This window comes from Allocellulophaga tsushimaensis, from assembly GCF_055383085.1.
On record NZ_AP039451.1, the window covers coordinates 1,992,866 to 2,015,182 of the forward strand.

General features: G+C 32.0%; 23 protein-coding genes and 1 tRNA gene. 15 read left to right on the forward strand and 9 right to left on the reverse strand.

All coding sequences use genetic code 11. From position 1 onward, the window contains the following. Nucleotides 1-4: 4 nt before the first annotated feature. Both ACZ451_RS08525 and ACZ451_RS08530 read right to left on the reverse strand, forming a co-directional pair. Entirely contained in the window at nt 5-202 is a 198-nt protein-coding gene (locus tag ACZ451_RS08525; RefSeq protein WP_299073076.1) for a helix-turn-helix transcriptional regulator, read from the reverse strand. 169 nt (nt 203-371) lie between these two features. Beyond that, a tRNA-Met gene (locus ACZ451_RS08530) sits at nt 372-444 on the reverse strand. A 184-nt stretch (nt 445-628) separates the two neighbouring features. On the opposite strand from ACZ451_RS08530, the gene ACZ451_RS08535 reads away from it, so the two are divergent. The 5 genes from ACZ451_RS08535 to der all read left to right on the forward strand — a co-directional run bounded on the left by ACZ451_RS08535 (nt 629) and on the right by der (nt 6,808). Continuing rightward, entirely contained in the window at nt 629-1,993 is a 1,365-nt protein-coding gene (locus tag ACZ451_RS08535; protein ID WP_464216696.1) for an alanine/glycine:cation symporter family protein, read from the forward strand. Next, complete coding sequence (era, locus tag ACZ451_RS08540) at nt 1,980-2,864, forward strand: GTPase Era (RefSeq protein ID WP_464216697.1); 885 nt, start codon at nt 1,980-1,982, stop codon at nt 2,862-2,864. Before ACZ451_RS08535 ends, era begins: the two co-directional genes overlap by 14 nt. Before the next feature lie 96 nt (nt 2,865-2,960). After that, on the forward strand, nt 2,961-3,389 hold the full coding sequence (locus tag ACZ451_RS08545; protein ID WP_464216698.1) for a BLUF domain-containing protein: 429 nt from the start codon (nt 2,961-2,963) through the stop codon (nt 3,387-3,389). 401 nt (nt 3,390-3,790) lie between these two features. Continuing rightward, a complete protein-coding gene (locus ACZ451_RS08550) occupies nt 3,791-5,311 on the forward strand; it encodes a choice-of-anchor I family protein (protein WP_464216699.1) in 1,521 nt (506 codons plus the stop codon). Between the two features lie 189 nt (nt 5,312-5,500). Further along, nucleotides 5,501-6,808, forward strand: coding sequence for a ribosome biogenesis GTPase Der (gene der / locus ACZ451_RS08555; RefSeq protein ID WP_464216913.1), 1,308 nt, complete (start codon nt 5,501-5,503; stop codon nt 6,806-6,808). An 84-nt stretch (nt 6,809-6,892) separates the two neighbouring features. On the opposite strand, the gene ACZ451_RS08560 is transcribed toward der, so the two are convergent. After that, on the reverse strand, nt 6,893-7,228 hold the full coding sequence (locus ACZ451_RS08560) for a hypothetical protein (RefSeq protein ID WP_464216700.1): 336 nt from the start codon (nt 7,226-7,228) through the stop codon (nt 6,893-6,895). A gap of 317 nt (nt 7,229-7,545) precedes the next feature. Between ACZ451_RS08560 and ACZ451_RS08565 the strand changes: the two genes are divergently transcribed. Continuing rightward, nucleotides 7,546-7,848, forward strand: a complete 303-nt coding sequence (locus ACZ451_RS08565) for a hypothetical protein (protein WP_464216701.1) — start codon at nt 7,546-7,548, stop codon at nt 7,846-7,848. Between the two features lie 95 nt (nt 7,849-7,943). Here the strand turns inward: ACZ451_RS08565 and ACZ451_RS08570 are convergent, their stop codons facing one another. Beyond that, nucleotides 7,944-8,273, reverse strand: coding sequence for a MerR family transcriptional regulator (locus tag ACZ451_RS08570; RefSeq protein WP_464216702.1), 330 nt, complete (start codon nt 8,271-8,273; stop codon nt 7,944-7,946). Next, a complete protein-coding gene (locus ACZ451_RS08575) occupies nt 8,273-9,250 on the reverse strand; it encodes a M23 family metallopeptidase (RefSeq protein WP_464216703.1) in 978 nt (325 codons plus the stop codon). The genes ACZ451_RS08570 and ACZ451_RS08575 overlap by 1 nt, the downstream gene beginning before the upstream one ends. 107 nt (nt 9,251-9,357) lie before the next feature. Here ACZ451_RS08575 and alaS point away from each other — a divergent pair, with 107 nt between their 5' ends. The 4 genes from alaS to ACZ451_RS08595 all read left to right on the forward strand — a co-directional run bounded on the left by alaS (nt 9,358) and on the right by ACZ451_RS08595 (nt 14,389). Next, nucleotides 9,358-11,970 carry an alanine--tRNA ligase gene (gene alaS / locus ACZ451_RS08580; protein ID WP_464216704.1) on the forward strand — a complete coding sequence of 871 codons (2,613 nt, stop codon included), beginning with the start codon at nt 9,358-9,360 and terminating at the stop codon, nt 11,968-11,970. Nucleotides 11,971-12,048: 78 nt separating this feature from the next. After that, nucleotides 12,049-12,735: a hypothetical protein gene (locus ACZ451_RS08585; RefSeq protein ID WP_464216705.1), complete on the forward strand. Its 687-nt coding sequence runs from the start codon at nt 12,049-12,051 to the stop codon at nt 12,733-12,735. Between the two features lie 14 nt (nt 12,736-12,749). Then, nucleotides 12,750-13,775, forward strand: coding sequence for a GSCFA domain-containing protein (locus tag ACZ451_RS08590; protein WP_464216706.1), 1,026 nt, complete (start codon nt 12,750-12,752; stop codon nt 13,773-13,775). Further along, nucleotides 13,775-14,389, forward strand: coding sequence for a DUF4230 domain-containing protein (locus ACZ451_RS08595; protein ID WP_464216707.1), 615 nt, complete (start codon nt 13,775-13,777; stop codon nt 14,387-14,389). The genes ACZ451_RS08590 and ACZ451_RS08595 overlap by 1 nt, the downstream gene beginning before the upstream one ends. Before the next feature lie 3 nt (nt 14,390-14,392). Here ACZ451_RS08595 and ACZ451_RS08600 read toward each other — a convergent pair whose 3' ends face one another. Beyond that, the gene (locus ACZ451_RS08600; protein ID WP_464216708.1) at nt 14,393-16,153 is read right to left on the reverse strand and encodes an aromatic amino acid hydroxylase; all 1,761 of its coding nucleotides are present in this window, start codon (nt 16,151-16,153) and stop codon (nt 14,393-14,395) included. A gap of 151 nt (nt 16,154-16,304) precedes the next feature. Here ACZ451_RS08600 and ACZ451_RS08605 point away from each other — a divergent pair, with 151 nt between their 5' ends. After that, nucleotides 16,305-16,775 carry an Lrp/AsnC family transcriptional regulator gene (locus ACZ451_RS08605; protein ID WP_464216709.1) on the forward strand — a complete coding sequence of 157 codons (471 nt, stop codon included), beginning with the start codon at nt 16,305-16,307 and terminating at the stop codon, nt 16,773-16,775. 228 nt (nt 16,776-17,003) lie between these two features. Here ACZ451_RS08605 and ACZ451_RS08610 read toward each other — a convergent pair whose 3' ends face one another. After that, a complete protein-coding gene (locus ACZ451_RS08610) occupies nt 17,004-17,594 on the reverse strand; it encodes a DUF4136 domain-containing protein (protein WP_464216710.1) in 591 nt (196 codons plus the stop codon). Between the two features lie 195 nt (nt 17,595-17,789). Further along, nucleotides 17,790-17,942: a DUF5522 domain-containing protein gene (locus ACZ451_RS08615; RefSeq protein WP_464216711.1), complete on the reverse strand. Its 153-nt coding sequence runs from the start codon at nt 17,940-17,942 to the stop codon at nt 17,790-17,792. Between the two features lie 237 nt (nt 17,943-18,179). Between ACZ451_RS08615 and ACZ451_RS08620 the strand changes: the two genes are divergently transcribed. From ACZ451_RS08620 to hemL, 4 genes are read left to right on the forward strand one after another with little or no spacing between them, the layout of a single operon-like run. Next, the gene (locus ACZ451_RS08620; RefSeq protein ID WP_464216712.1) at nt 18,180-18,509 is read left to right on the forward strand and encodes a hypothetical protein; all 330 of its coding nucleotides are present in this window, start codon (nt 18,180-18,182) and stop codon (nt 18,507-18,509) included. Beyond that, a complete protein-coding gene (locus ACZ451_RS08625; protein WP_464216713.1) occupies nt 18,500-19,426 on the forward strand; it encodes a 1-aminocyclopropane-1-carboxylate deaminase/D-cysteine desulfhydrase in 927 nt (308 codons plus the stop codon). The genes ACZ451_RS08620 and ACZ451_RS08625 overlap by 10 nt, the downstream gene beginning before the upstream one ends. After that, the gene (locus ACZ451_RS08630; protein ID WP_464216714.1) at nt 19,423-20,253 is read left to right on the forward strand and encodes a glucosaminidase domain-containing protein; all 831 of its coding nucleotides are present in this window, start codon (nt 19,423-19,425) and stop codon (nt 20,251-20,253) included. The genes ACZ451_RS08625 and ACZ451_RS08630 overlap by 4 nt, the downstream gene beginning before the upstream one ends. Before the next feature lie 9 nt (nt 20,254-20,262). Continuing rightward, nucleotides 20,263-21,543: a glutamate-1-semialdehyde 2,1-aminomutase gene (gene hemL, locus ACZ451_RS08635; RefSeq protein ID WP_464216715.1), complete on the forward strand. Its 1,281-nt coding sequence runs from the start codon at nt 20,263-20,265 to the stop codon at nt 21,541-21,543. 65 nt (nt 21,544-21,608) lie between these two features. On the opposite strand, the gene ACZ451_RS08640 is transcribed toward hemL, so the two are convergent. Further along, nucleotides 21,609-22,112 (reverse strand): hypothetical protein, encoded by a 504-nt coding sequence (locus ACZ451_RS08640; RefSeq protein ID WP_464216716.1) that lies wholly within the window; start codon nt 22,110-22,112, stop codon nt 21,609-21,611. Nucleotides 22,113-22,317: the final 205 nt, after the last annotated feature.

The following is a 22,317-nucleotide window of genomic DNA, read 5'->3' on the forward strand; positions in this document are numbered from 1 at the left end:
ATTTTTAGCAATCTTTTCTTTTAGTCAGTAATTCTTGCGCTTCTATATTTAGTATATCTGCAATCTTGTATAAATCCTCTAGGCTAGGTTGTCGCCTGTTTTGTGCATAAGAGTTTACCATGTTGTAACTCTTGCCAAGTTGTTCAGCCAACCATTTTTGTTTTATGCCTTTTTCTTCTAAAACCTCTTTAATACGGTTCATTTTGCATATTATATTAAGCTGACTAAGATATAAAAGTTCAATCAATATCTCACGAAGTGAGTATTAAAATAAAAACAGGATGTTTTTAAAACGGCTACTTGTTTTAGGTATGTTTTAGGAAGGGTATAAAAAAAGCCCTCACATTTCTGTGAAGGCTTGATTTTACTAGTAGCGGGAACTGGACTCGAACCAGTGACCTTCGGGTTATGAGCCCGACGAGCTACCTACTGCTCTATCCCGCGATATGGGTTTCCAAAACAATCAACTTAGCCTTTAGCTTTCAGTTCATAATGCTGACTGATTTATTTTGGACTGCAAAGATACGATGCTTTTTTAATACTATCAAAGAATTCAAGAATAATTATTTTAATGTTATCCTTGTAAAAATGCTTAAATTACCAGTCTTAAAAACCTTTATTTCTTCATATGAATTATATAAATGATTTTTTGTCTAGCGTTCTTCCTTATACTGAGTGGGTTATGCTTTTTTTAATTATTGGTGGCGGATTATTTCTTGTGTTTTATTCTAAATTATTACCCTACCGTTATTTTAAACATGCTATAAAAATTACATCAGGGAAATACGATGATCCTAATAATCCTGGAGAGGTAAGTTCTGTTCAGGCTTTGTCTTCTGCTGTTGCGGCAACAGTGGGTATGGGTAATATTGCAGGAGTAGCTATTGCTATTTATCAAGGAGGTCCTGGGGTGGTGTTTTGGATTTGGATAACCGCATTAGTGGGTATGTGTATAAAATTTTATTCTTGTAGTCTCGCCATTATGTACCGTGGAAATGACTCCGATGGGAATTTACAAGGAGGTCCTATGTATTATATTTTAAACGGTATGGGAAAAAATGCAAAGCCATTAGCAATATTCTTTTGTGTCGCTGGTTTATTTGGAGTGTTACCAGCATTTACAACAAATCAGTTTACGCAAACTTTAATGTCGGTTGTGAAACCAGATAATGCATTTACTGTTTTAGGAGAATTTAATTGGAGGTTAATTATCGGTATTGTATTATCAATAATCACATCATTTGTAATTTTTGGTGGACTTAAAAAAATAGCAAAAGTAGCAACAGCTGTAGTGCCTTTTATGGTACTATTATATTTAATAGCTGTTTTTTATATTATACTAATGAATTTCACTGCTGTTTTTCCTTCACTTCAATTAATAGTAGTTGAAGCATTTAATTTAAAAACAATAGTAACAGGTGGTCTTTGGGGTTTAATTATTATAGGAATCCGTAGAGCTGTTTTTTCAAACGAATCTGGTGTTGGTAATGCGCCTATGTTTCACGGGCAATCTAAGACAAAAGAACCTATACAAGAAGGTTTAGTTGCTATGCTAGGTCCGTTTATAGATACCATAATTGTATGTACATTAACAGCAGTAGTTATTATTTTAAGTGATGCTTATTTAGAAACAGAAACCAACGGAATTGCGATGACCCTAAATGCTTTTGAAAAATCTATTCCTTTTGGGAATGTGTTACTCATGATTATTGTAACAGCTTTTGCACTGTCTACTTTATTTACTTATTCATATTATGGCACAAAATGTTTATCTTTTTTAACAAATGCTAAAATTGGAAAGTATTATAATCTCATTTATATAGGGAGTATTACCTTTGCAGCAGTGGCATCTGTAGATTTGGTTATTAATTTAATAGATTTATCTTTTGCGCTAATGGTAATTCCTAATATGATTGCCGTTTTGTATTTGGCTCCAAAAGTGAATGATGCCATGAAAACTTATTTTTTAAAAATGAAGAATGACAAAGCATAAAGCTGGTTTTGTAAATATTATTGGCAACCCAAATGTGGGTAAGTCTACTTTAATGAATGCCTTTGTGGGAGAGAAACTCTCTATAATTACTTCTAAAGCACAAACTACAAGACATCGTATTTTAGGGATCGTTAATGGTGATGATTTTCAAGTAATTTTATCAGATACGCCTGGGATAATAAAACCTGCATACGAATTACAATCTTCTATGATGGATTTTGTGAAATCTGCTTTTGAAGATGCAGATATTCTAATTTATATGGTAGAAATTGGAGAAAAAACATTGAAAGATGAACATTTCTTTGAGAAAATTAGAAACAGTAAAATCCCGGTATTATTATTTTTAAATAAAATAGATGATACTGAACAAGAAATTATAGAAGAACAAGTACAATATTGGCAAGAACAACTGCCAACTGTAGAAATACATTTAATTTCTGCTTTAATGAACTTTAATATTAAAGCGGTTTTTGAGCGTATTATAGAATTATTACCAGCAAGTCCACCGTATTATCCAAAAGATCAGTTAACGGATAAGCCAGAACGGTTTTTTGTAAACGAAACTATTAGAGAGAAAATTTTACAACAGTATAAGAAAGAAATCCCGTATGCAGTAGAAATAGATACTGAAGAATTTTTTGAGGATGAAAAAATAATACGAATGCGTGCTGTAATAATGGTAGAAAGAGATTCTCAAAAAGGAATTATTATAGGACACAAAGGAGCTGCATTAAAAAGAGTAGGTGTAGAAGCTAGGAAAGATTTAGAAAAATTCTTTGATAAACAAGTGCATTTAGAACTTTATGTTAAAGTAAATAAGAATTGGAGAAGCAATTCTAATCAATTAAAACGTTTTGGTTATAATACATAGGTATTTAATAGCGATTCAAAGAATATTAGCTTAGAGTGATAAATAATTAAGATTATTTTTTAATTTTAACGAAATTTTTGTCAACCTATAAAAAATATGATTCGTAATGTTATTTATATTAGTAAAGCAAAAAAGGTCTTTACTAAAATAGAAATAAAAGAGTTGCTATTTAAAGCAAGAGTAAAGAATAGAAAAAACAACATAACAGGATTCTTAATATACAAAGAAGGATTTTTTATTCAATGGGTAGAAGGGCCACCCGAAAATCTTTCGAATCTTATGGATTACTTGCTAAAAGATTCCCGTCATCACGAACTAAAAGTCTTAGTAGATCGACCTTTGAAAAATTCAATATTTGCAAATTGGCGAATGCTTTATTTACCAGAATTAGAAATGATACAACATAAAGACTTTGAAAATTTATATGATGATTCTCATCAAACTGAAATTTTTGAATTTATAGATAAGATAGATTTTGATTCGTTAAGTGAATTTAATGAATACAATAATGTTAATGTTGGTTAATAAGTTTAGCTAAAGTATTATTTCATATCTCTAAATAAGGTTTAATAATAGTTAGGATCTTATATCTAATGAGGTATATTCTGATATTAAGATATTTCTTTGTGCTTTAACTTCAACTTTTTTAAACTTGAGTATCTTAAGATTTAAGAACACTTTTTCTTAAAAAATGGCTTATTTGTATTTTGGATGACCCTTTGCCAGTACGTTATTTGTTAGCTAGGCTATCTATTGAAAAAATAGAAAACAGTATGATGTTTATACTCACTTATGCCAGCCTATTTTTTCTTCACATAATAATAAGGTAATAATAAAAGCCAATACTTAACATTAGAATAATTTTGTAATCACAATAATTTTAATTCTGGTTTTCATTTTTGTAGCATAACAAATTTATCTAGAAAATGAAAAAAACAATACCAATTACATTATTAGCAATTACGTTATTATCTTCTTGTGTAAAAGATTTTACAGGAGATAGAGAAGATTCAGATGTAGATACCTCTGCGTTAACTTTTACAGAAATAGGTTATTTTACAAATGGTACCGGAGACGAGGGTTTCGCCGAGATTAGTGCTTATGATGAGCAAACAAGAAAGTTGTTTGTAGTGAATCCTAACGATACTGAAATTTCTGTTTGGGATATTTCCATCCCTTCGGCTGCAATAAAGTTATCTCCAATTCAACTTCAAGGAATTCCAAATAGTGTAGCAGTACATAATGGAATATTAGCAGTTGCAGTAGAGAATATAGATAAGCAAGCAAACGGTAATATTGTTACTTATAATACGGATACGCAGGTTTTAATGCAAACATATATAGCTGGCGCATTACCAGATATGGTAACTTTTAGTCCAGATGGTAAATTTTTAATTTCTGCTAATGAAGGAGAACCAAGTGATGATTATTCAGTTGATCCTATGGGGTCTATTACTATTGTAAATTTAGAAAAAAATGAAATAAACACCCTGTATTTCTCAAATTTTGATGCATTAAGTATTGGTAATGATTTTAGAGTGTTTGGTCCTAGTGCAACATTTAGCCAAGATGTAGAACCAGAATATATTGCAGTTTCAAACGATAGTAAGTATGCGTATGTAGCACTACAAGAGAATAATGGTCTCGCTACTGTAGACTTAGATGCAATGACAATTTCTAATGTAGTTGGCTTAGGTGTAAAAGATTTTAGCCTTTCAGAAAATAAAATTGATGCAAGTAATAGAGACGGTATTGTAGGTAATTTTAAAAATTGGCCCGTTTTTGGTTTCTATATGCCAGACGCAATTACATTTGCAGAAATTAATGGCAATCCATACATAATAAGTGCTAATGAAGGTGATGCAAGAGATTATGATGGTTTTTCAGAAGAAGATCGTATTAAAAACTTAGTTTTAGATCCTATAATTTTTCCTAATGCTGCTGAGTTGCAAAAAGATGAAAATTTAGGAAGATTAAAGACTACTACAGTCAATGGAGACATAGATAATGATGGTGATTTTGATGAAATTTATGCTTATGGCGCCAGATCATTTACAATTTGGAATACAGATGGGTCTCTAGTGTATGATAGTGCTGATGAACTTGGAAGAAGAACATTTGAGTTAAGAGCTTCTCTTTTTAATAATGATGAAGGTGAGGTAGATGAAAGAAGTGATGATAAAGGAGCAGAACCAGAAGCAGTAACAACTTTAAAAGTTGGAAATGCTACCTTATTATTTGTAGGTTTAGAAAGAACAGGAGGTGTAATAGTGTATGATATTACCAATCCTAATCAACCAGTATTTGTAGAATGGTTGTTAAATACAAGAGATGTTGGCCCAGAAGGCTTACTTGTAATAGCGAAAGAAAATAGCCCTACAGGAAATGCCTTAGTAGTTATTACAAATGAAGTTTCTAATACGGTGGTATTTTACGAGATTAAATAAACAGGACATAGTTTTACATAAAACCTTGAATTTGTAGTGATTCAAGGTTTTTTTATGCTCAAAAATTTAAAAGAGAGATTAAATTTCTAGAAGATCTTACAGATCATGAAATTCAATAAGAACGATCCACCCATAAGATGGTATTTTACTTCAGAATTTAGTAGTACTTTTGCAGAAAATAAGGAAGTTATGAGTGCTATTGTAGCCATTGTGGGAAGACCTAATGTTGGAAAATCTACTTTTTTTAATAGATTAATTCAGCGTAGAGAAGCAATTGTAGATGCTGTAAGTGGTGTTACAAGAGATCGCCATTATGGAAAAAGCGATTGGAATGGGAGAGAATTTTCTGTTATAGATACTGGTGGTTATGTATTAGGGAGTGATGATGTTTTTGAAGCAGAAATAGATAAGCAAGTTGAGTTGGCAATAGACGAGGCAGATGTAATCATATTTATGGTTGATGTTGAAACCGGTGTAACTGGTATGGATGAAGATGTTGCAAACTTGCTTAGGAGGGTTAAAAAACCAGTGCTTTTAGCAGTTAATAAAGTAGATAATAATAAAAGAGCAGAAGATGCAGTAGAATTCTATAGTTTGGGACTTGGGGATTATTATACTATTGCCAGTACAAATGGTAGTGGAACAGGAGATTTGTTAGATGCTTTAGTAGCAGTTTTACCCGAGAAAGAAATTGAAAAGGAAGATAATTTACCACGTTTTGCAGTAGTAGGTCGGCCTAATGCAGGTAAATCATCCTTTATAAATGCTTTGATTGGTGAAGAACGCTATATTGTAACAGATGTAGCGGGTACTACAAGAGATAGTATAGATACCAAATATAACCGATTTGGGTTTGAGTTTAATTTGGTAGATACTGCAGGAATTAGACGAAAAGCTAAAGTGCGTGAAGATTTAGAATTTTATTCAGTAATGCGTTCGGTACGTGCTATTGAACATGCAGATGTTTGCATTTTATTATTAGACGCTACTCGTGGTTTTGATGGTCAAGTACAAAACATTTTTTGGTTAGCGCAGCGTAATAATAAGGGAATAGTTATTTTAGTTAATAAGTGGGATTTAATAGAAGATAAAGAAACAAATACTGTTAAACAGTACACGCAAAAAATAAAAGAGGCCATAGCTCCTTTTACAGATGTTCCTATTTTATTTATATCGGTTTTAACTAAACAGCGTATTTTTAAGGCTATTGAAACCGCAGTAGAAGTTTACCAGAATAGAAGCCGTAAAATACAAACGCGAAAGTTTAATGATATGATGCTGCCACTTATTGAGAACTATCCCCCTCCAGCATATAAGGGTAAATTTGTTAAAATAAAATTTTGTACACAATTACCAACACCATATCCACAGTTTGCTTTTTTTTGTAACCTACCGCAATACATTCGAGATCCATATAAACGCTTCTTGGAGAATAAATTAAGAGAACACTTTAATTTTTCGGGAGTACCTATCTCTATTTTTATGAGAAAAAAATAGTTTAAGGCTAAAGTATTAAAATTATAAAAAGAGTATAACCTTTAGGAAGCAGGTGGTAGTTTTTAAGTAGTATTATTCCTTGGGTTAGTCTAATTCGCCCATTTCCTGTTTTGTTAATAATTCAGATCTAAGATGCAAATACATAGCTTCTTTCATTTCTTCATTATTACTAAATTGATTCATTAGGGAATAGCCTAATACATAACCAAACGAAAAAGAATCAATCTCTACTTTACCATGTTTTTTTTTATAACTGTAATAATTCTTTAATATATGTTTCCAATCTAATACATATGGTTTCGTATCATTTACCCCAAAAATAATATCATTTAATTCAACTAAGCTTTGACTCAATTTTTCGCCAATACTTGTAATAAAATTAAATGCAGTTCCGTTATTGTAGCTATTTACTTTTTCCATTTTACTTTAATTAATAATGTTATAAAAACTTATAATAATTATATAGTGTAAAACATCGCTAAAAACAATAATTTTTTAATTGATAAGAAATTTTGAAAGCAGGTGTTCATTTTCAAAAATACTAATAAAATTTAATATTTAGTAGTATTTTTCTATATAAAAAAGTGAAAAAAATTACATTTATTTGTATAAATAAATATAATCTATAAGAATTTTTCTATATTTAATTATACTATAACCGCTATTTTTATAAGGTTTTTATATAATTTATAATAAGTTTTTGTTAGATGTAACTCTAAATTTTACGGTAAATAAAAATGAATGATGATTATTTAATAACCTATGTAGAAATAGGGTTTAGAGTGGTGTATTCCTACAAATCTTCATATCCAGAAAAACTTGTTTTTACTGCACACCCTTTAGAATTATTAGACGAATTATTGCATCAAGATGAAATAGAGCAATTTATGATTGCAGGATATATTGACGCATTGTTAATTCCACATGTTACTTTTAAGGGTTTTACGATACAAATGGATAAAGAATTTCACGAACGTTTGGGGAAATTATATACCGAAGTTTCCAAAGAGTTTATAGCGTCATATGATGTAAGGGGTTAGTTAATCCATAACTAATTTAAATGGAGATGTGTTATACAATCATTCCATATTCTTAACTTTTAATTAGATGCTCAGTTCAAGAAATTCTAGATGATTTAGAGTTGACTTTTTATTCGGATCAGTTCAGCTTTAACACCTTCTAGTTTTTGAATGATTTCAAAATTAGATAAAGTCTTTTGTTTTTCTTCCTTTAAGTGTATTTTGGCGCCTTCTAAAGTAAAACCACGTTCTTTTACTAAATGATATATTAATTTTAAGTTGCTAATGTCCTGAGGTGTAAATTTACGGTTACCTTTTGCATTTTTTTTGGGTTGTAAGACATCAAATTCTTTTTCCCAAAAACGAATTAGAGAGGTGTTTACATGAAAAGCTTTGGCTACTTCGCCAATACCATAATATCGTTTTTCCGGCAGTTCTATATGCATTAATCTAGAGATTGATTTTCTTGAGATGCGTTTTTCAATAAATTATTAAATTCTTCAGCAGTTAAACTACCATAGTAAAAGTTAATGGGATTAATACGTTCACCACCTTTAAATATTTCATAATGTAGGTGTGGTGCTTGAGAACGACCCGTGCTTCCAACAAAACCAATGAGATCACCACGTTTAACTTTTCTACCTTTCGTAACATTATACCTGCTTAAATGCGCGTATAAACTAGTATAACCAAAACCATGATCTATTCTGATATGGTTCCCGTATCCAGATGAGCCACTATCTGCCCTTGTAACTACCCCATCACCCGTTGCATATACAGGAGTACCCTTTTTGGCAGAGAAATCCATACCTCTATGCATTTTACGCACTTTAGTAAAAGGATCAGATCGCCAACCATATCCAGAAGCCATACGTTTTAAGTCTTCATTTTTTACAGGTTGTATTGCTGGAATAGCAGCCATTAGTTTTTCTTTCTCAGCAGCTAATACCGTAATTTCATCTAAAGATTTAGATTGTATCACCATTTGTTTTTGAATAATGTCCATGCGTTTTGTTGTCGCAATAATCATTTCAGAATTATTATAACCACTTAAAGATTTATACCTGTTGATCCCACCAAATCCTGCTCTTCTTTGTTCTTCAGAAATTGGGTTAGCATCAAAATACAAACGGTAGATGTTATTATCCCGATCCTCAACATTTGCTAAAACACGTTCAATTTGTTCCATTTTTTTATTTAGAATCTCAAACTGAAGTTCATAATTATTAAGTTCTCTTTCTAATGATAATTCTTTTGGAGTGTTAATCAGGTTTGTATTTAGTAATAAAGTAAGTCCAATAGCGCCAAACAAAAACGCAGACAGTAAAAACAAGCTGATGTTCCTATATTTCCGAGATTTTTTAGGCTCTAATTTTCGATACGAAAGCGTATCAGGATCATAATAATATTTTACTTTAGACATAAACGGATTTATCCTATTTTTGTGGTTTAGTTCTATAAGGTTAACAAACAAATATAAAAATTGTTTTATAGAATAAGTTAAAATTATCAAAAGCTTACCTTTTTCCTATGAAATCTCAAGAAATTAGATCAAAATTCTTAACATTTTTTACAGATAAAAGCCATAAAATAGTGCCATCTGCACCGATGGTAATTAAAGACGATCCTACATTAATGTTTACCAATGCAGGAATGAACCAGTTTAAAGCGTTTTTTTTAGGAATAAATGAACCAAAAAATGTACGGGTTGCAGATACGCAAAAATGCCTTAGAGTAAGTGGTAAGCATAACGATTTAGAAGAAGTAGGAAAAGATACCTATCACCATACCATGTTTGAAATGTTAGGAAACTGGAGTTTTGGTGATTATTTTAAAAAAGAAGCTATTGCATGGGCATGGGAATTTTTAACTGAAGTATGTAAAATAGATAAAGAAAGTCTTTATGTAACGGTTTTTGAAGGGAGTAAGGACGCAGATAATTTAGAGCAAGATACTGAGGCGCTAAATCTTTGGAAAGAAATTGTGCCAGAAAATCAGATTCTGTTTGGGAATAAAAAAGATAATTTTTGGGAAATGGGAAGTCAAGGCCCTTGTGGCCCTTGTTCCGAAATACATGTAGATATCAGACCAAAAGCTGAAAAAGCTAAAGTTTCTGGAGCTAGTTTGGTCAATATGGATCATCCGCAGGTTGTAGAAATCTGGAATTTGGTTTTTATGCAATACAATCGTAAGGCTAATGGTGTTTTAGAAGCATTACCTGCTAAACATGTAGATACAGGAATGGGATTTGAACGTCTTTGTATGGTGATGCAACAGGTACAATCTAACTATGATACTGATGTATTTACACCCATTATTAGAGAAATAGAAACCATTACCAACAGTACTTATGCTAAGGAAGAAGAAATTGATATCGCCATTAGAGTTATTGCAGATCATATCCGGGCGGTAGCTTTTTCAATAGCAGACGGACAGTTGCCGAGTAATACCGGAGCTGGTTATGTGATCAGAAGAATTTTACGGAGAGCCATTCGCTATGGCTTCACTTTTTTAAATACCAAAGAACCTTTTATGTATCGTTTAGTAAAAGTATTGATCGATACTATGGGCGATGCTTTTTCAGAACTAAAAGAACAAAGACAGCTGATAGAAAATGTAGTAAAAGAAGAAGAAAACTCCTTCTTAAAAACATTAGACCAAGGGCTTGTTTTGTTAGATACGATTATTGCAAATACAAAAGGCAAAGAAGTAAATGGTAGAAAAGCCTTTGAATTGTATGATACCTATGGTTTCCCAAAAGATTTAACGGCACTTATTTTAAGTGAAAGGGGCTTTACTTTAGATGAAAAAGGTTTTGATGCAGGGATGCAAGAGCAAAAAACGCGTTCTCGCTCAGCTTCTGAGGTTTCCAAAGAAGATTGGACGGTATTATCATTAGATACAGAGCAGGAATTTGTAGGCTATGATACGCTAGAAACCAATGTGAAATTGGTGAAATATAGAAAAGTTACTTCTAAAAAAGAAGGAGAACAATATCAATTGGTTTTTAATCTAACCCCTTTTTATGCAGAAGGTGGTGGGCAAGTAGGTGATAAAGGCTATCTGGAAGCGCCAAATGGAGATGTTGTCTATATTATAGATACTAAAAAGGAAAATAATGAAAGTATCCATTTTGCAAAGGGTTTGCCAAAAGATGTAAATACTACTTTTAAAGCAACTGTAGATGCCAAACAACGGAAACGTACAGAGTGCAACCATACCGCTACACATTTATTGCACCAGGCATTGCGAGAAATTTTAGGAACCCATGTAGAGCAAAAAGGATCTGCAGTACATTCTAAATACTTACGTTTTGACTTTTCTCACTTTTCTAAAGTAACACTAGACGAACTTAGAGCGGTAGAGAATTTTGTAAATGCTCGTATAGAAGGGAATTTACCTTTAGAAGAACAAAGAAATGTGCCTATGGAAGAAGCGGTATCACAAGGGGCTATGGCACTTTTTGGAGAGAAATATGGTGATGCGGTGCGTACCATTAAATTTGGACAATCTGTAGAGCTTTGTGGAGGTACACATGTACAAAATACAGGTGATATTTGGCATTTTAAAATAAAGTCCGAAGGTGCGGTTGCAGCAGGAATACGACGAATAGAAGCTATAACCTCTGATGCTGTTAAAGATTTTTATTTTGATAATAACAGAACATTATTCGAAATAAAAGATCTATTAAACAATACAAAAGACCCTGTAAAAGCAGTGAGTTCTTTACAAGATGAGAATATCAAGCTTAAAAAAGAAGTGGAAGCTTTATTAAAAGAAAAAGCAAAAAACTTAAAAGGCGAATTAGTAGCGAAACTAAAAGAAGTAAACGGAATACAATTTTTAGCAGAAAAAGTAGCTTTAGACGCAGGTGGTATTAAAGATTTGTCTTTTGAAATGGCAAAGAATCAAGATAATTTATTTCTCTTACTAGCCGCAGAAAATAATGGTAAAGTAGTGCTGTCTTGTTATATCTCTAAAACGTTGGTAGAATCTAAAGGCTTAAGTGCGGTAACGGTTGTTCGTGAACTCGGAAAACACATCCAAGGTGGTGGTGGTGGACAAGCTTTCTTTGCAACGGCAGGAGGTAAAAACCCAGATGGTATAGCAGAGGCTTTAGCGAATGCTGAGGGGTATTTGTAACAGATGGAAAATACTGCTTCTTCTTGGTTTTAAATAATAAACTAAATATTTCTGTTTTATATAATTGAGACAAAAACAATGAAAGAATTATTAAACAATATAGGGATTGATAATTTTGATTCTTTTATATACGAATACGAACCTATTAAACTTGACTGGTGGGATTCTAAAAACAAAACATCTATTGGAATAGAAATCCACCAAAATGAAGATGGATTACATGAATTGAGTATTGTTTTTTGTCCAGAAGTTGAAGAAGGAATTGTTGAGAGAACAATCGTTTTAATTGTTTCGTATAAATTAAAATCTATAGAAAATCAAGCTCTAGTTGAAAAAAATGTTTGTGAACAATTAATAAGGGAAAACATTTTTGACTTTTCTAAAGAACAAAATGCTTACATCATTGATTCTTTAGAGAGTGTAAAAAAAATAATATTAGAAATTTTAAACTTGATAACAAATAAGAAGCCTATATATATTGTTGATTTAAAACAAATGGAAGAAGATGATGAAGAAATTCCATACGAAACTGGAGATAATTTAGATCATTTTATTGCTATGATGTATATGAATTCAATAGAGTTTACCGAAGAAAATATTGTTGAAAACATAGATTTAGGTGTTGAATTAGAAGGTGTTAAATATATAACGGAACTAAAGAATGATGTTGATAGTGAGATATTATATGATTTTAAAGAAGATTATGATGTTGATGATAAAACCCTTCAATTTATTAAACAAATAATAAAAAACTATGTACAGTAATTTATATAGCGTACATGCTACCTCTTGAAAAGCAAAGGAATCATACAGGAGATGTTAAAATTTCCACAGAAAACTACGATATGAAACTCCAAACACAAGTCCCATTACAAAAAGCAGACCATCAAATTGATTATAACAGTCAGTTATTGGTCTTAGGCTCTTGTTTTGCGGAGCATATTGGAGCAAAATTAAATTATTTTCAATTTCAAAATCTTCAAAACCCCTTTGGGATCTTGTTTCACCCTTTGGCTATTGAAAAACTGATTTCTAAAGCGATAAAAAAAGAACAATATTCAGAAGAAGATGTCTTTTTTTTAAATGAACGTTGGCATTGTTTTGATGCACATTCTGATTTGAGTGATCCCTCCAAAGAAAAGCTTTTAGAAAAATTAAATGTAACCCTAACCGATACGGGGCAACACATAAAAAAAGCCACACATATCCTAATCACTTTAGGAACAGCTTGGGTGTATCAAGACAAAGAAACCAGGTTAAGAGTTGCTAACTGCCATAAAGTGCCTCAGGCAAGCTTTAATAAACAGCTTTTAGAGGTACAAGAAATAGAAGAAAGTCTTAAACGAACATTTGATCTAATTCAAAAACAAAACCAAGCAGCACAGATCATTTTTACCCTTTCTCCAGTACGTCATCTCAAAGATGGGTTTATAGAAAACCAGCAAAGTAAAGCGCACTTAGTAAGTGCTTTACACAAAGTTTTAAAAATTTCCCCTTTTGGGGCTTGGGGGAATTATTTCCCTTCCTACGAAATTATGATGGATGAGCTTAGAGATTATCGTTTTTATAAAACGGATATGGTACATCCTAATGATTTGGCGATAGCCTATATTTGGGAGAAATTTGTAGCGGTTTGGGTAAACAAAAAGGTATATGAGGTGATGGAAGCGGTAGCAACTGTTCAAAAAGGAATTGCACACAGACCTTTTAATCCTGAGTCTGATCAGCATCAGAAGTTTATAAATTCACTTCAAAAGAAAATTCAGTATCTTCAAAAGGAATATGCATTTATGAAATTTCAATAATGAAAAAAGTCTTAGTTGGAGCTATCATTACTTTAGCTTCTATTTTAATTTATAAATCTTGTGCAGATTACAATACCGAAAAATCGATTCTAAGAGAGAATTCTATGCTTCTTCAAGAGCAAATTTCTAATGTATCTAAGCTAATTGTTACAGAGGGTCATTTTTCTGAAGTATATACTTATAAAGATTCTAAAGAACTTTTTGGAGCGCTTGTTACCGCAGATAAAAAAGCATTGGTGGTTGTAAATGCTGAGGTCGATATTGTGTACGATCTTAGTAAAATTGTAACTAGTATTGATTCTGAAATGAAAACAGTCATTTTAGAAAACATACCAGAACCCGAAATTAAATTACATCCAGATTTTGAGTATTATGATGTTACTGCTGACTATCTAAATCAATTTACAGCTAGTGATTATAATAAAATAAAAGCAAACGTAAATGAGTCGCTCTTACAAAAAGTACGTCAGTCTTCTTTAATTTCAAATGCCCAAAATCGGCTTTTAAGTGAATTGTCAAAAATTTATGTATTAACCCATACTATGGGTTGGACTTTAACCTATGATGGTACACCTATAAACAGTGTAAAAGATATACAATTAATTAAAGGATAATATTTAAGCAAGAGCGTTTGCTTTATCAATTAATTCCAATCCATCATCAATAAGATGCCCAACTTTAGGGTTTTCTCTTTTTACATTTTCTAAATGCTTGAGAATTTCTTCAGCAAAATTGCTGTTCTCATCATTTTTTACCAGTTCGTATAATTCTACTACCAAGAGCCAATCTGTAGGATGGTTTTCTTTTAAGGCTTCAAAAACCTTGTATCTAGAAATAGTGGTATTTGTACCTTCTCTATACTCTCGTATTTGCTGGTAATAGCTTTCTAATTGCTGTGCTTTGTTATCTACAGTGTTTGTTTTTATTGTTTCAGAGATGTTATGGGTTATTAGATTAAAACTGCTAAGATCTGCAGGACCGTTAAATGCAGATTGAATATGTTCGCCCACTGCCATATGGTATAAGCCAAAACTAGGTTGAAATAAGATGGTATTATGATGCGTAACCGTACAATGATCAAGCGTAATTAAAATAATTTCACCTTTTAAATTTCTTGTTCCCGTAATAATATCCCCAGTAACGGTAATATCTCCTTCAAACTCTAGGCTCACCCTTTCTCCTTCAAAAATGGCATAAGCTTTTAAGTCGCGTGGACTCATATCTTCTATGGCAAGGTTGATGCCTTTTAATTTCCCAATAGGCGAACCAAAGCCATTAGGGTGCTGTTTAACACCATGACCTACTAATTCTTTTTCTCTGTAGGATAAAGCAGTCTCTCCGGTTGTTTGCACATATACTGGTTTTCCCTTATAAACAATATGTTTTGTAAAACTACCAGATATTTGGATGCCAGTACTTAATTCTATAGTCCCTAATTCTTTAGAATTAATTAATTTTTCAAGACCACTTAAACCACCTTGACGCAATGCCATTGTATTTGCAAATTCTTCTAAAACCTGACTTAAATATGCAAAATCTGGTGTTACAAATAATTGCGGTTGCGGTTTGGTGATATCAAAAGGCGTATGCGCTGCTTCTATAGAATATGAAATTTTTTTTACATCATCAGTCATACACCAAGCGCTTTCGCCAATTGAAGAAAGTAGGCCAGCACCATATATTTTTGGATTTTCAACAGTGCCAATTAAACCATATTCTACTGTCCACCAATGTAAATTTCTAATGAGTGCCATTTCACTAGGCTCTCCCATATTTTCTTGTATGTCCTCTATGTGTTTTTCGGCGGTTTCAATCTCTGTTTGTGGGGTTCCAGGAGCTTCTTTTATAATAGATAAATGCCTAACCGCCTCGTAGAGCTCATAGTCTTTAGCGCTAGAAATGGCTTTAGAACCTATTTCTCCAAATCGCCTAAGGTATTCTGCATACTCAGGATTAGCAATAATAGGAGCATGCCCTGCACCTTCATGAATAATATCTGGAGCAGGCGTGTACTCAATATGTCCTAATTGCCTAATATCTGATGCAATAACTAATACATTGTAAGCCTGAAATTCCATAAAAGCAGAAGGGGGTATAAAACCATCAACAGCAACGGCAGCCCAACCAATTTCCTTTAAAATTCGGTTCATGCCATACATATTAGGGATATTATTTATAGAAATTCCTGTTTTTTGAAGCCCATCTACATAGGATTGATGTGCAACAGTACTTAAATAATCTACATTTTTACGCATTACATAACGCCATACTGCTTGGTTAATTGCAGTATAGTCTTCATAATTCTGAGGTTTTATAAACTGCTTTAAATGCTCAGGAAGCTTCTGTAGTATTTCGTTGCTTTCGTATGATGCGTTCATCTTATAAATATGATCTATTTTCCTATAAAATTATAATATATAGTGATAAGTATTTGTTAAAAATATATAAATCAGGAATTATTCCTATTATTAGATATAAATTAGGAATTTTATACTATTTTAGAATAGTGTTGGTTGTAAATAAGGAAAAATGGAATTAAAGTTAGATACACTAGATAGGCAAATATTAAAAATATTAGAAAATGATGCAAAAACAAATGCAAAAGACATCGCATCACAATTAAATATCACAAAAACTCCTGTTTATGAGCGAATAAGACGATTAGAGAAAGAAGGTTTTATTTCTAAATATGTTGCCATTCTTAATAGACATAAGATAGAGAGTAGCATTACAGTTTTTAGTTTTGTGTCTTTAGAAGTGCAAAAAGGAAAAATGATGGATGAGTTTGCTGAAAATATAAAAAGATACCCAGAGGTTGTAGAATGTTTTGTTGTGGGTGGAGAGTTTGATTTCTTACTAAAAATAATCGTAAAAGATCTTGATGCTTATTTTAAATTTTCTAAAGATAAAGTTGCTTCTTTAGCCTATATAGGAACTGTTAAGAGTGCTTTTGTTTTAAACGAATCTAAGTGTACCACTAATTTTCCTTTATTATTTTAACCCGCATTATGCAATAGAAAATCTATTCCGTTTTTAAACTGATGCAAAATATAACATTGCGCTACATTTTTAAGTTTAACCATAGCGATGCTATGTTAAAACTCAGAAAACGCCATATTGTATTGCTGTTTCAACCCTCATTACGAAGTTTTATTACATAATCCGAGTTTAAAATCAAAAAACCGCTCAAAGAGCGGTTTTTTGAGTAAGTAATAATTTGAGTATTTGCTACTGAGCTGCTAGCATAGGTGGGTATGCTTGCAATATCTCAGAAACAAATTCTTTAATACGAGCTTCTTTTTTTTCTATTTTTTTAGTTTGATAGAGAGTGCCTTCGCCTCTACCTTGCCAAACTAATTCTTTATTTTTTGCATCAATTAAATCTATATAAAGCGATCCTTGTGTACGGGTGCTTACATTTGGTCCTCCGCCAAAACCTCCGTAACCAAAGCCAAATCCTGGGCCAAAACCACGCCCATAAAACCAAGGGTTCCATCCCCAGCCCAAACCACCGCCCCAGTAGTTATTGTAGATGTCTACTTGTTCGCGTTCTTTTGTAAAAATGCTGACTAAAATATCTGGATTGTTTGATTTTACAAAGCCTTTTGAACTCATGTGTTCATCAATTGCATGTAAAATTCTTTTCTTATCTAAATCTGAAATTTGAGCTTTATCAATACCAGTTTTGTAAAAAGCATAGGTTTTGTAGCCTTCAAAATTAACATTTTTATCATAGTCAGATAAAACCTTAACCGAAGTACACGAGCCTAAAACAAGTAATGCTAGTACTGGAATTAACAGGAGTTTAATTTTTTTCATAATATTTTTTTTAATGGATTAATAGCAGCTAGTGACATAAAAGAAATAACAATAATCATGCCGAATATGTGTATTTCATGGGCTTTGTAAGTTAAAAATACAAATTTTAAATCACTTTTTTGTAAAGGATTCTTAAATCTTTGAATCCAAAGAGTATAATACTAAGGTAAGGTGTTAGAAAACTGATGTAGGTAATTATTTTCTTTTTTTTAGATAACCATAAGGACAATGTCTACAGCCGCTCTCGCAGCAATACCCTCTTTTTAAATGATATTGCTCTGTAAAAACTTTATACCCTTCAGGAGACAAATAATAATCTCCTTCTTCTAATGGCAATATTTTATTCATTTATAAAATTAAGATGGTATCTTTTTAATTTGTTATAATTAGCCACTTTACAGCACCTAATTTCTAGTCAAAAATACTTCTTCTTTGTTAATAAACTATTTTTAAAAGTGCATTTTATCTATATTTTACGATATATTTCACCATTTTTTACCATTGGTCGTTTTTGTAAGTAACAAAACTAATAAGTTGTATTTGGCACACTTTTAGGTTATATATTTGATATAGATCCTAAAATGTATGATTGTAGTATCAAAATTATTTTTTCATAAAAACTATATCGGCTTATCGGTTTGGCCATTTATCATTTTAAAAAATGATGCTCTAAAATGGGACGCAAAACTAATTAACCATGAGCGTATTCATCTACAACAACAAAAAGAATTATTAGTACTTCCTTTTTATATCCTTTATACTCTAGAATGGTTATTTCGTTGTATTCTTTATTTAAATACTTATAAGGCGTATAGAAATATTAGTTTTGAACGTGAAGCATATTATAACGAAGGGAATTTAAATTATTTACAAGACCGAAAATACTTCAGCTTTATTAAATATCTTTGGATGTAGAAATCCAAGGAGTGCATTCACAAAATCAGCAAGTACATCTTCCTGTTTTATCAGAAAAAAAAATTTCTCTTTTCATAAAAAGAGAAGACAAAATACACCCTTTTATTTCTGGTAATAAATACCGTAAATTAAAATACAATTTTATCAAAGCCAAAGAGGAGGGGTTTTCTTCTGTTCTTACTTATGGAGGAGCATACTCTAATCATATTGCTGCAACAGCTTATGCGGGCAAACAATATGGTTTTAAGACTATTGGTATTATAAGAGGAGAAGAACTAGTTGATAAATGGTTTGATAATCCTACCTTAAAATTAGCACATGAAAACGGTATGCAATTTAAATTTATTTCTAGAACTACCTATAGAGAAAAAGAAAAGCAAGATTTTTTTGAAGGTTTAAAATCTGAATTTAAAAATTTTTATACCATCCCAGAAGGGGGTACAAATGCCTTGGCAGTAAAAGGCTGCGAAGAAATAGTAACAAAAGAGGATGCTTTTTTTAATGTGATTTGTACTTGTGTTGGGACTGGAGGTACAATTGCAGGAATTATTAATGCCGCTCAAAAAAAACAAATCGTTTTAGGTTTTCCTGCTTTAAAAGGTGATTTTCTAATTGAAGATATTCGTAAATTTGTTCAGAAAGATAATTGGAAATTACAAATGGATTATCATTTTGGGGGTTATGCTAAAATTACTCCTGTTTTAATTCATTTTATAAATGATTTTAAACAAGCTACTGGAATACCATTAGATCCTATATATACAGGGAAACAATTATATGGGATTTTAGATTTGATTAAAAAAGATTATTTTAAAAAAGGGACGAAAATTTTAGCCATTCATACAGGAGGTTTACAAGGAATTTCTGGAATGAATTTAAAACTAAAAAAGAAAAATTTACCATTACTAAACACATGATAAAAAGAACCAGCTTATTATTAATCATAGTATTATTATCGGCTTGTAAAGCAAAAAAGAGAACAATTTCTACTAAAAACAGCACTGAAACAAGCTCTAAGAAGAGTGTTAAAACCTACCCTAGTAGTGAAGATGACGGTTTATATCCTTTACCAGAAGATGATGGAAGATTTGTAACGTTTCCTATTTCAGATGTTAAAGAGTACATAAAAACTTTTTCGGAGATTGCGCAATTTGAAATGAAAGCTTTTGGCATTCCTGCAAGTATTACCTTAGCTCAAGGTATTTTGGAAAGTGGTTTTGGAAAAAGTACTTTAGTTAAAAAGACCAATAATCATTTTGGAATAAAATGTCATACAGGTTGGAAAGGAGATTATGAACTTCATGATGATGATGCAAAAGGGGAGTGTTTTAGAAAATACAATCACCCTATGTATTCTTTTAGAGACCATAGCTTGTTTTTATCAAAAAGATCGCGTTATGCGTTTTTATTTGAGTTAAAAAGTGATGATTATAAGGCTTGGGCAAAAGGCCTCAAGAAAGCTGGTTATGCTACAGATAAACAATATCCTCAAAAACTTATTGCTTTTATAGAAAAATATAAGTTATACAAGTACGATAAATCCGTTTTAAAAGAAGTAGGGTCTGTTACGCCAAAAGCAAAAGAATATATTTATAGCATACACGAAGTAGTTAAAGGAGATACTTTGTATTCGTTATCACAACGCTATTTCATTACCGTTGAAGCGCTCAAGAAATTAAATAAAATGCGTGACAATACCATTTCTATAGGACAGAAACTGATTGTAAAAAAAGAATTAAAATAAGTTTTTAGCATGATTTATAAAAGAAGTAGTGCTTTGTTTGAGGAGGCCCAAAACTATATTCCAGGAGGTGTAAATTCACCCGTTAGAGCTTTTAAAGCCGTAGGAGGGACGCCGATATTTGTGAAGGAGGCCAAAGGAGCTTATTTAATAGATGAAGATGATAATAGGTTAATAGATTACATATCTTCTTGGGGGCCATTAATCTTAGGGCATGCCTATGAACCGGTTATCGATGCAGTAATCGAAAAAGCAAAAAAAGGAACTTCTTTTGGAATGCCTACAGAAATTGAAACGGAGTTGGCAAAACTTGCCGTTTCTATGGTTCCAAATATAGATAAGATTCGTTTTGTAAACAGTGGAACGGAAGCTTGTATGAGTGCCGTACGTTTAGCACGTGGCTATACCTCAAAAGATAAAATTATAAAATTTTCAGGCTGTTATCATGGTCATTCAGATTCTTTTTTAATACAAGCGGGTAGTGGCGCTGTTACTTTTGGTTCTCCAAATAGCCCTGGAGTTACTCAAGGTACAGCAAAAGATACATTACTGGCTAATTATAATGATTTAAATAGTGTTGAAACATTAGTTACAGCTAATAAAAATGAAATAGCAGCAATCATTATAGAGCCAGTAGCAGGAAATATGGGTTGTATTATCCCTGATGAAGATTTTATAAAAGGATTACGTGAACTCTGTACTAAAGAAGGTATTTTACTCATTTTTGATGAGGTAATGACTGGTTTTCGTTTGGGGAAAGGTGGCGCACAAGAAGTTTTAGGCGTGGCAGCAGATATTGTTACTTTTGGAAAAGTAATTGGAGGAGGGTTGCCTGTGGGCGCTTTTGCGGCTAGAGCAGAAATTATGTCTTTCCTTGCACCAGATGGTCCAGTATACCAAGCCGGAACCTTAAGTGGTAATCCATTGGCCATGAGTGCTGGTTTGGCAATGTTAACCGCTTTAAATAATGATCCAGAGATTTTTAGAAGTCTGGCAGATAAAACTGCCTATCTGAATCAAGGACTTGATACAGTTTTACAGAATAAAAATATTCCGTATCAAATTAACAGGTTTGGGAGTATGATAAGTGTCCATTTTACGGATGAGCCCGTGGTAGATTTTGCCTCTTCTGCAAAAGGAAATAATGACAGGTTTAAAAAATATTTTCATGGAATGCTAGCAGCAGGAATTTATTTGCCACCAAGTGCTTTTGAAAGCTATTTTTTAAATGATGCTTTAAGTTATGAGGATCTTGATTTTACCATAGCAGCTTTAGAAAAATTAGAACTGTAATTTTATCTAGCGTTAGCTTTATTGGAGATTTGCATCAAGTTTTTTTGTTAAGAATTATTGGTAGTTTACATTTTTTTTGCCAATTCTAATTGTTTGTAGTAAGTTGTAATTCTAGAATTGGCATTGCTATCTACAAGTAAAATAACCACCATCAGTGCAATTGTTGTAATGCTAATTGCCCGCCAAAGGGCTTTGTCAACAAAAACAATAATTAGTGCAGCAACAATGATGATGATTGGAATTATTTTGAAAACAATAGTCTTGTATTCTCCCATTGATTTTTTGGTACGTGTTATTTCCAATTTCACAAATTCGGTTGCATTGGTATGGTATGCATCGGCAAAGCTTGTAATTCTAGACTTATTTGTGAAAAATATTCCAAGTCCTACTGCAAGCAGTAAAACTCCAGATACCAATGTTGGAATAATGTAAGCCTTAGCCATTTCAGTTTTACCAAGTTGCCAAAACCCAGTACTTGCAGCTAGGAATAGAATGGCAGAAAGAATAAAGAATCTTGATGAAAACACTTCCGCTTTTGCCCATTCAATAGCTATTTTTAATATTTCCATGTTGTTTATTGTTTTATAATATTCTAATAATTCTAGGATCTCTAAAATCATCACTTGAATATGCTTTACATTATGATGAAAGTTTTATCACTTCAATTTCCTATTCTATTTGGTGTATAGCAGCTTAGCGGTGTAGGTTTTGTGATCTAAAATAAAGATAAAACTAAATACATACAAGGAACCTTTTTAATAAGTTATACTGTAG